The sequence below is a fragment of the Chlamydiota bacterium genome (assembly GCA_016178055.1).
In the GTDB taxonomy this organism is placed as follows: domain Bacteria; phylum Auribacterota; class JACPWU01; order JACPWU01; family JACPWU01; genus JACOUC01.
This window is the reverse complement of the sequence record JACOUC010000076.1, coordinates 1-9,817: the sequence shown is the minus strand read 5'-3', so window position 1 is coordinate 9,817 and position 9,817 is coordinate 1. Positions and strand designations below refer to the sequence as shown.

7 protein-coding genes are annotated in these 9,817 nt (G+C 42.9%); 3 read left to right on the top strand and 4 right to left on the bottom strand.

Features of this window, described 5'->3' with window-relative positions; translation table 11 throughout:
• Nucleotides 1-384 precede the first annotated feature (384 nt).
• On the bottom strand, nucleotides 385-2,280 hold the full coding sequence (locus tag HYS07_10910) for an adenylate/guanylate cyclase domain-containing protein (GenBank protein ID MBI1871681.1): 1,896 nt from the start codon (nucleotides 2,278-2,280) through the stop codon (nucleotides 385-387).
• Between the two features lie 84 nt (nucleotides 2,281-2,364).
• Between HYS07_10910 and HYS07_10905 the strand changes: the two genes are divergently transcribed.
• The 3 genes from HYS07_10905 (at nucleotide 2,365) to HYS07_10895 (ending at nucleotide 5,627) form a co-directional block, all read left to right on the top strand.
• The gene (locus HYS07_10905) at nucleotides 2,365-3,684 is read left to right on the top strand and encodes an LPP20 family lipoprotein (GenBank protein MBI1871680.1); all 1,320 of its coding nucleotides are present in this window, start codon (nucleotides 2,365-2,367) and stop codon (nucleotides 3,682-3,684) included.
• A 3-nt stretch (nucleotides 3,685-3,687) separates the two neighbouring features.
• Nucleotides 3,688-4,434 (top strand): DUF3307 domain-containing protein, encoded by a 747-nt coding sequence (locus HYS07_10900; protein ID MBI1871679.1) that lies wholly within the window; start codon nucleotides 3,688-3,690, stop codon nucleotides 4,432-4,434.
• Nucleotides 4,435-4,499: 65 nt separating this feature from the next.
• The gene (locus tag HYS07_10895; GenBank protein MBI1871678.1) at nucleotides 4,500-5,627 is read left to right on the top strand and encodes an ATP-binding protein; all 1,128 of its coding nucleotides are present in this window, start codon (nucleotides 4,500-4,502) and stop codon (nucleotides 5,625-5,627) included.
• Nucleotides 5,628-5,691: 64 nt separating this feature from the next.
• Here HYS07_10895 and HYS07_10890 read toward each other — a convergent pair whose 3' ends face one another.
• From HYS07_10890 to HYS07_10880, 3 genes are all read right to left on the bottom strand, one after another.
• The gene (locus tag HYS07_10890) at nucleotides 5,692-6,675 is read right to left on the bottom strand and encodes a hypothetical protein (protein ID MBI1871677.1); all 984 of its coding nucleotides are present in this window, start codon (nucleotides 6,673-6,675) and stop codon (nucleotides 5,692-5,694) included.
• A 159-nt stretch (nucleotides 6,676-6,834) separates the two neighbouring features.
• Nucleotides 6,835-7,965 (bottom strand): hypothetical protein, encoded by a 1,131-nt coding sequence (locus HYS07_10885; GenBank protein MBI1871676.1) that lies wholly within the window; start codon nucleotides 7,963-7,965, stop codon nucleotides 6,835-6,837.
• 292 nt (nucleotides 7,966-8,257) lie between these two features.
• Nucleotides 8,258-9,574 (bottom strand): LPP20 family lipoprotein, encoded by a 1,317-nt coding sequence (locus HYS07_10880; protein MBI1871675.1) that lies wholly within the window; start codon nucleotides 9,572-9,574, stop codon nucleotides 8,258-8,260.
• Nucleotides 9,575-9,817: the final 243 nt, after the last annotated feature.

Here is a 9,817-nt window from a genome sequence, read left to right as displayed (position 1 = left end):
GTCGTCAATCTCCTTCCCTCTGGCTTCACTCGGTTCGTTGCCTCTCCAAGTGCAGAGTTCAGTTCTGAGTCGGTGGTTAGCCTTTACTCAGGCTCCTTATTTCGGCTTGCTTTTGTTGGCTTGCTTGGCGCACTGAACCTCAAACTTTAAACTTTTCAATTTTTTGGCTTTAATGTTACGTCTAACCCGAATACCTTTTTATCTTGCTAACGTCCGTAACGTTAGCTATATTAACGTTATGGACGTTAGGACAAGAAACGAACTTTTATCCAGAGGTGAAATTGAAAGGGCTGAGCTATGGCCCTATCGCACGCAAATTCAGAAAAAGTCTTTCACCTTTCGCTTCAACTAAGGAATAACGATAGAAGAATTTCTATTATCAGATCATTTCCTTCCTTCAATGGCATAAATGGATACCCCTTTTTCCCGCCCTTTAACCTTTACCTCCCCCAAAGAACGACCGAGCCATTGGGGAGAGACGCGTTGATAAGTTGCCTCGCTGATGATAATTTCAACATTGAACTGACGTGTGAGCCCTTCGATACGGGCTGCTAGATTGACTTGATCTCCAATCACCGTATAATTCATCACATGACTTGATCCCATGTTACCTACCACCATGGGTCCTGTGTTAATACCCACCCCCATCGAAAGGGGCTCCCATCCCTCACGGATCCATTTTTCATGAAGCCCCTTGAGTTTCTTTTGCATCTCAAAAGCGGCTTCAACCGCACAAAGGGCATGATCCCTCTCCAAAGGAAGAGGCGCCCCAAAAATAGCGAGCATTCCGTCCCCCAAATATTTATCGAGTGTTCCACCATATTTAAAAATAATCTCCGTCATGGCATCAAAATATTCATTCAAAATTGAAACCACTGTTTCCGGAGCATTCCTTTCACAATAGGAAGAAAACTGACGGATATCCGAAAAAAGAACGGTTAAATCCTCTCGCTTCCCGCCTAAGGCCAATGTCTTTGGATCTTTTAAAACTTTTTCCATCACGGAACCGGATACATAATGACGAAAAGCCTTTTTCACAAAACGTTTCTCCTTCTCCTCAATCCAGAAACGGTTCGTGGTTGCCATTAAATAAGAAGTGAAGATGGCGAGCGACGGAACCACCCACGGCAAATGCCAATTCATTTCCATGAATAAGAAGAAGTCAACAATGGTAAAAACAATAAAAAAGGTAAGCGCCCCCAAAGCAGCCCAGAAAGACCGAGTTCCATAACTAATCAGGGTCGTCAAAAAACATACGATGAAGAGAAGACAAAGCTCTAAAAATCGAGACAGAACCTTTAAAAAATCCTTTTGCAAAATATTTTGTATCGCATTTAAATGAACCATGACAAACGGGGTATAAGACGAAATGGGGGTAGGACCCGAATCACCCACCCCTGTTGCAGTCACACCGACCACCCCCATCGCACTCTTAAAAACTCTTCTTTGGCGGAGGACCTCAGCAAATCGAGTCGAATGAACATCCTCTAAAGAAGATCTATAATTCACAAAATAATTTCCCTGGGAATCGACAGGAATATCAATAAACCCTTCTTTAAGATCCAATCTGATTGTAAGGTTTCCGACCCATTTAACCGAATCATTGGAAAGTCCCTCATGGTCTAGAATTAAACGAAGCGCAAAACTAGAAAACACTCTCCCTCGATAACGAAAAATCAAAGGAATTCTTCTCACAGATCCATCCTCATCTCTTGGGGCATTAATAAATCCTAAATGAACACTTTGAGATAGCTCTTGAAAAGGAATTTGAAGATCTTCTGCCACACGCAAATTTAAAGGGCAATTTCTTAAGAAAGGCAATTCATTTTTTTCTAGAACAGCTCTTTTCCAAGCGGGCTCAAAAATTTGGGTTCCTGACTTTTCTTCTACAAAATAAGCGGCATAAACAAGGCCATCGAACAAGCGACTCATTTGAATCAAGGCTTGATCTGCCTCAGGATTCGATTCATCTTTGTGGGTGAAAAGAATATCAAAACCCAAGGCAGAGGGAGGAGTTTCAGATAGGGTCTGAAGCAAAGCCGCATGCTGAGAACGGGGCCATGGCCAGCGGCCTAGAGCTTGAAGCGATGGATCATCAATTCCAATTAAAAAAACTCTTGAATCCGCTGATCGAAAGCCCCTGATCGCAAATTTAACATCGAGCCCCTTTAACTCAATCTGTCTTAAAAGACGTCCATGCGAAGCAAAAGAAAAAATGAGAAACGAGAAAAGAGTGATTAAAAAAATTTTGACCCATTTTTGGGTGAGGATGTTTGACATTGCCAAGGGTTTCCTTCCTCTCTATAATAACTTAGAAAACTAACAATCGGTTACACCTTTCAACTTAAAAACACTTAAAGTAAAATGATATCGAAATTTTTATTTGCTTTTCCGATTTTTAGTCTCATGCTTTGTATGCGAGCTGAAGGCCAGTCGCAAGGGAAAATAAAAGCTCTTCAGGGGTCCGTTAAAATCATTCAACAAGACAAAGAAACTCCTGCCACTCTTGAAACAATCATTTCTCCCTCCGATACCCTGATGACAGGACCTCACTCCTATTGTGTTGTCGAGCTTGATCCGAATAATATGTTCAGAGTTAAACAAAATACAGAAGTAAAAATTGCTAAAATTAAAAGTGAATCTCATTCGCCCGAAGGAAAAGTGGTCATCGAATATCGGCTTGATTTAATGCGTGGAACCTTGACTGCAAAACTCAACAAACTCCCTCCCGATAGCAAATTTGATATTTCAAGTCCCGTTGCAATCGCAGGTGCTACAGGAACGGCCTATACGGTTGAAGTGGATCCTGAAAGTCAAAGGACTCGGGTCTCAGTTCTCGACCACGAAGTTCTTGTACAAAGTGTAAATGAACCTGGGAAATCAGTCAAAATTCAAAAATTTGAAGAGGTTAATGCCTCGCCCTGGTCCAGCACGCTTATAAGAGCAGAAGGGCGAGGTGCTCTTTCCGAAGCCATTTTAGGGAAATCATTCATTAAAGAGGCCGAAGAAAAAACAGAAATTTTAAGCCGAGGTGAAGGTTCTTCTTTGGAAGAAGCCCAAACGCGATCTCTCCATCAACTCTCAAAAATCGTCGGTCAACTTCACATCGATTCTAAAACCACACTTGACGATCGAATGAATCAAGATTCAGCGCTCACTCAAAAGGTTTATGAGCTCATCTCCCACGCAGATCAAACACAAACTTCTCCACAAGGTTCTAATGAATCTTTCCAAATCATTTCTAAACTTAAACTGGATGCCTTCAGCCAAGCCTTAGGATTCCCACTCTATGGAATAACCCAAAGCATTCTTCCAATAAGCCTTGCCGAATATTCAAATAAATTTGGCGCCCTGGCTCGGGTGACCACATTACGAGCCGCTCAAGTTGAAGGGGACCGTAACCTTGCAGAAATTATTTTTGAAACTGTTATCAGTTCCCATACAACTCTTGAGGATTTTGCTGTCAAAAATGATACCGTTCGTACCACCGTCCAGGGTGTCGTCAAGGGAGCCCAGGTCAAAGACATTCAATATTTCTCGGATGGCTCGATCATCGTATCCATGGAGTTACAGGGGGACGGCATTCCACAAAGCCTTCAACCCATGATGGGAGATGTCTTCGGGAAAAACTATTTATCAAGCCCGCGACATATCGAATTTAACAAATTTGAAGAAGAGGCCTAACGGGTGTTTATCTTCCTTCGTTTTCTCTTAGCACATTTAATCGGTGACTTCCCCCTCCAAAGTCGCTCCGTTTATCGAGCCAAGGTAAAAAATATATATGGGAAAATGATTCATGCAACCATTGTGGGACTCACCATGGCCGCCCTCAATTGGCCCTATTTTAAAGTGCCTCTCTTCTGGGGCATTATTCTGATTAATATTCTTGGCCACTTTCTTCAAGATTGGTTCAAGCTCCAAATCACACAGAAAATTAAAAACCCTAATAATTTCTTTGTCTTCATGGTAGATCAACTCCTTCACATAGCGACCCTGGCCCTTATTTTTTTAACACCCTTGGGAAAAGAAATATCACCTTTCAGACAAACCTCTTCTTCTTTTATCCAACTTTATAACAATCATCGTCTCATTGTTTTTTTAATTTGCTTAATGACGGTCAGTTTTGCGGGGACTTTCATTCTTGCAACATTCAAATCAACCTTTTTCCCTGAGAGATTTTCCACCCCCTATCTTGAACCCCTTGAAAAAGCTTATGGAATCCTGGAAAGAAGCCTCATGTTCTTCACCGTTCTTTTCATCCCCTGGGGTCTAGCTCTCCTTCCCTTTTTTTTAATCCCAAAATTTTTCTTTGCTAATTTTCAGATGAAAAGACTTAAAGGCAATGCCTTCACTCCATTTCTCATCGATACGTTTCTAGGAATGCTTCTCGTTTTATCCAGCTGCCCCATCACCTATCGTATCATTCCAAATTAAGACTAAAATGACCCAATTGCATTTTGGTCTTGACTAAAATGCAATTGGGTGCATAATGGTCGTGTATGCAAAGAACCCAAAATAAAACCATCGCTGAAGATCTCGAAAAGAAAATGGTTTTCATCACAGGCCCACGCCAAGCCGGGAAAACCACCTTGGCTAAATCTCTTTCTAGCCTTTGGCCAAAGGCTTACTATCTCACTTGGGACGCTGAAAGTGACCGAAAAATCATTCTTAAACAGGAATGGGACCGAAAGTCCCCCCTCATCATCTTTGATGAAATTCACAAACTTAAAAACTGGAAGTCTCGACTCAAGGGTGTCTACGACAAAGAAGGAATTCCCCCTCGAATTCTTGTCACGGGAAGCGCAAGGTTAGACCTCTACCGACGGGGGGGAGATTCTATGGCGGGGAGATATTTTCTTCATCACCTGTATCCTCTTTCTATTGCAGAACTCAAGGGATACGATTCGCCTCAAGCCCTTCTCACACAATTGATGACACTGGGAAATTTTCCGGAACCTTTTCTTTCACAATCTGAAATCTATTCAAAACGTTGGCGTAAACAGCATCTGGAACGAATTATTCGAGAAGACATTCAAGATTTAGAACCCATCCGTGAAGTTCCATCTCTGATGCTTCTCGTTGATCTCCTTCGAGATCGAGCAGGATCAAGAATTTCTTACGCGTCTTTAGCCCAAGACCTTCAAGTCTCTCCTCATACGGTCAAGCATTGGATTCAAATTCTAGAGCATATGTATGTTATATTCTTGATGACTCCTTATCGAAAAAATCTTGCTCGATCTATTCTTAAAGAACCCAAGGTTTATTTTTACGATACGGGATCCCTTAGAACGGATGAGGGAGCAAAACTTGAAAATCTAATTGCAGTCTCACTAAGAAAATGGCTTCATTTTTTAGAGGACACCCAAGGAAAGGAAACCCAACTCTGTTATGTTCGAGATAAAGAGAAAAGAGAAGTAGACTTTCTTGTTACCATCGACCAAAAAATCGAATTTTTGATAGAAGTTAAAAATTCTGACGCCGAAGTATCCCCATCTCTTTATTATTTTCAAAATCTATTGAAACCCACCCAAAGCATTCAACTGGTCCAAAATCTAGATCGGATACGACATTCAAAAGGGGTCTCTCTTATTCCCGCAGCAGACTGGCTTTCACAGCTCGATATTTAAGTAATCACCCCCTCATTAATTCTAACAACTGGCGACCGGTAACAGGAAACGGGTAACAGTCTTTTTACGCCGTTCCCTCAAACTTTAGAACATCCCCTCTCTCGAAACCTCCGCCTCCAGCAGGGGTCGCAATTGAAAATTTATCCTGGACCTGAACAATTTGAATCGCACCGATTTTGGTCAATTCAGACCCCAAACTCATTCCCGTATCTGGATCCACCAACTCTTGACCGGGTCGGTAAACAACCAAAGTATCTCCAGCGTTCATGCCAGCACTTGCCCCTGCATTCACAAAAACTTTTCCATCTTCTTTCACATCAACCACGCGTCCATACCAAGGGACATTCTGCATTCTTGCGACAATAAAGAAAACAGCCTTATCAATGGCCATCTGGCAAGCCTTGCCCAACGGAGTCTTATCAAAACCTGCGCCGCCAAAAGCAAAATTGCTGTCCGTATAAGCAAAGGAAAGCCCGCCTTCTTCAGCAACACCTTCGCAACGCTGAGAATCAAGAACTTGACCTGTGGTGGTATCAAAGATTCGAATATTGACGGCAACTTTCGCACTTGAAGAATGGGCCCCAATCCTAAAACCATGAACTGCAAACCCACCTCCTTCTCCTCCTCCTGAAGCAGCAAATTCAGTCACTGCTCCACTGATCATCACTTGAGCTTTTAACACCTTACCAATTTTAGCTGCCTCACCTCCAGCCGTTCGACCACTCGCTCCAAAATCTTGCTCCTCGAGAACTTTCTGAATTTCAGGCCGTTCAACCACTGTAAAGCGCCCGCTTCGGATAAGCGCAGTGGTCAGCATTTCTGCCATGCCATTCCCTAAATCCCATTGGGCATATTGTCCCGCTTTATTTTCAAAGCTGGTGACCCCAATGGTCTTTTTAGGACCCATAGGAGCCGGTAAAGCCATCACTGGACCAGAGCCAGAAGAAACTGGCTTTGCCCTGGCATACCCTGCCTGAGAAAGCCTTACATCTGCCAAAAACAATAAAGATAACACGAGAGAAACCCTCATCCATCGACTCACATTCATACGATTCGCTCCTATCCTTTTTTAGTTTTTAAATTGTCGACATAAACGTTTGTCCATCCGTATGGATGAAAATGATCTGCAGTCCACAGAAAATAAATAATTCCTTTAAAACTGTCGACCGTTGACTGTCGACTGTGGACTATGGACTATGGACCCATTTCACTGATGAAGCTCATTCATGAGCTTAGCATCAATCCTATCTTGAGATTTTCCTGTAATCACTAAAGGAATCCCAAGCTGCTCTAATTTCGAATCAAAATCTTTCCAAATAGCCCCATCGATCGTAACATCTAAAATAACCACTTGGTTCACAAAACTTCTTTCGCTGACCCTTTGAACCCCATGGACTCCCTCTAAGGCTTTAACTAATATTTTATTTGATGTCGCATTCACTTGGGATATAACCAGTTGAATATTCACCGTATTATACGCTTCACTTCTAAGATGGTCAACGAGCTCGACCATCATTTTACGAGATAAATCCTGCGCCCCTTGGCGAAGAGCATCTTTCGCAGTCGGGATTCTTCCTGGGCCCCGAGCCTCGGCTTCGGCATCATCAGAGACCATGACTTCCGCCGTATCCGTTTTAATCGCCCTTGCAGAAATCTGAGACCGATAAGCAAAGACAGAAACACCATAAGGTTTTGAAGTATCCATTAAATCAGATGTTGATTGACCCACAATAACCATTTCAGCCCCATAGCGGCGTCCTAAGGCAGCCGCTTGCTGAGGATTAGCATAGCTTAAAGCCGCATCTCTTTCCTTAATCATTTGCATTTGTGCTTTATCAACCAATGAAAAATCTTTGGCGAGAAAGGCCCTTTCCATTTCTGTTTGAGTGACCGCACCCGCCTGTTCAAGTCCATCAATCAATTCTGAAAAAACAAACATCACACGAGGATTTCCCCTTCTTTTCATCGTCAATTTAAGGGCCTTTAAATCCTTTTCTAAAAGTCCCAAGGCTACCGCGGCCCTAACTCGAATAACGTAAAGACCTCCCTCTCCTTGGTTATCTTCGATAATTTCATAACCACGAACGTAGCCCTTCACTTGAGAATAAACCTGATCATCTAAAAGCTGAAAATTATTCACCATGGTTTCGGAATCAATCACTGAACCCACCCCTTGTTCAATGGCCGCTCTCAAAGCTCGATTTAAAGCCTCATCATGAGCTTGAAGCGTTGAACCTGAAGCCCTCCCAACCCCTTCGATTTCGGTCTCGGCTACTTGAGCAAAAACTTGAGCTGCCAAAATCATCATCAAAGTAATAAGTGCAAGATACTTTTTCATCGAAATTTTCCTTTCTCCCACTCCGGAGTCACGGAACGCGAACTGAAGAATCTTCAATCCGCATTCCGCAATCCGAAATCCGCAATCCGTTTACTCCACCACTTCCTGTTGTTCAACCACTGTTTCTTTCATAACTTCCGTATGATGCTCCTCGGCACAACCCAACAGATTCACTAAAATAACAGCTACATAAACCAGACTTAGCGCTCTAAAAAGCTTCATAGATTATCCCTCCCTTTTTTAACAGTCGCAGGTCATAGGTCGTAACGACTCACCACTCACCACAGTCTTTTTACATTTGATACTTTTTAATTCTCTCCCACAAACTATTCAGCGGCAATTGAGCCTCAACCTCTGCACTTCCATCTTCCAGAAAATGGGGCTCACTCACTTGAGCACCTGCAAGAAAAGTTTGAACCTCTGCATGAATGCTGTCATTTTGAACGGCCAAATCTTTCACAGTCGTTTGAGCGTCGATTCTAACACCATTCACCCGTTCTGCCAAATTTCTCTTGGCATCCATTTCAGCCGCCCGTGCAGCCATCAACTTCGCTTCAGTCCCTGTCTGACCTTCTGGAGCAATGCCTGTTCCTTTAGCTGTAATAATCTGTCCAACCCATTCAGGAGCCTGGGGCATCGGATTTCCTATTGCTGCAGGCTGACTGCCACTCGCCATATATTTCTCTGGAGGAACACCCTCTCCTGTGACACGAATACGTTTCTTGGGATAAAAATTGACCACATCCTCAAATTTTGTCGTTTTTAAATCCACATGATACCAATGATAATAAGGGTCATGGTGAATATACCAGTCTCGAATCGTCGTCAATTCCTTAACCACCTCTTGAATGGCAACCTCCACATCCACCTGGCAAGTTCCATCGGGAAGATAACGATAGGCACCCACCGTTCTCATCCCTTTAATAAAGGTATCCACTCGGGTTGAAATCTCATCCGATTCGGCAACAAAGTCGCGAACATAGCTGTTGGCTGTAATCTGAAGACCTTTAATGCGTTCAGCCATGTTTCGATAAGCATCTACTTTTGCAGCCCGTTCAGCCATCATTCTCCCTCGAGCCATCACATTCTCCCATCCAGGAATTCCTGCACTTGGGACGGGAGCCGCAGCATTCGCTTGAGCCAGACCTTGTACAAGACCGGGATTCTCTCGGGGAGCTCCATGACCTGTTTCACGAATCACTTTCAAGCGATTAAACGTGACCATTTGATCAAAGGAATAGACATGATCATGAAACAAATGATGATAAATTGTATAGATTCTTTGAAGTTGTTGAACCAACTCAGAAAGAGTCACTTCAACGGTCACCTCTGCCGAACCATCCTCGAAATAGCGAGGCTCACCCACCACTCGGATCCCTTTAATAAAGGTATCCAATTCAGTATTAATCTCATCCGATTCCGCAACAAAATCACGGACATAAGTATTGGCGTTAATTTGTAGTCCCTTAATCCTCTCAGCCAAATTACGATAGGCATCCACCGTGGCTGCCCTTTTGGCGAGAAGCTTATCCTGAACGGGCTGTAAAGCCAATGCAGGTGAAATCACAACCGCCATCAAAGTAATGAACGATAATAAACTCTTTTTCATAATTTCCTCCTCTTTTAAAGACAGTTTAAAGTTCAAATACAGTTCAAAGTTTAAAGTTTAAAGAGAGTTTAAAGTTTTTGCGTTTTTTTAGCTTTTTCTTTGAACTTGTCGAGTAGACATATATTTCAATGCCCCTCACGGAACCGTACGTGCGGATTTTCCGCATACGGCTCTTCAGTAAGCCTCACTCAATTTTGACGGTATATAAATTCCGTCTACTCCTTCCGCTCGGTCCCTCCCGAG

Bases quoted from the DNA above. Each gene is read 5' to 3' on its own strand.
- HYS07_10910 (MBI1871681.1), bottom strand. From the start codon at position 2,280: ATGTCAAACATCCTCACCCAAAAATGGGTCAAAATTTTTTTAATCACT.
- HYS07_10905 (MBI1871680.1), top strand. From the start codon at position 2,365: ATGATATCGAAATTTTTATTTGCTTTTCCGATTTTTAGTCTCATGCTT.
- HYS07_10895 (MBI1871678.1), top strand. From the start codon at position 4,500: ATGCAAAGAACCCAAAATAAAACCATCGCTGAAGATCTCGAAAAGAAA.
- HYS07_10890 (MBI1871677.1), bottom strand. From the start codon at position 6,675: ATGAATGTGAGTCGATGGATGAGGGTTTCTCTCGTGTTATCTTTATTG.
- HYS07_10885 (MBI1871676.1), bottom strand. From the start codon at position 7,965: ATGAAAAAGTATCTTGCACTTATTACTTTGATGATGATTTTGGCAGCT.
- HYS07_10880 (MBI1871675.1), bottom strand. From the start codon at position 9,574: ATGAAAAAGAGTTTATTATCGTTCATTACTTTGATGGCGGTTGTGATT.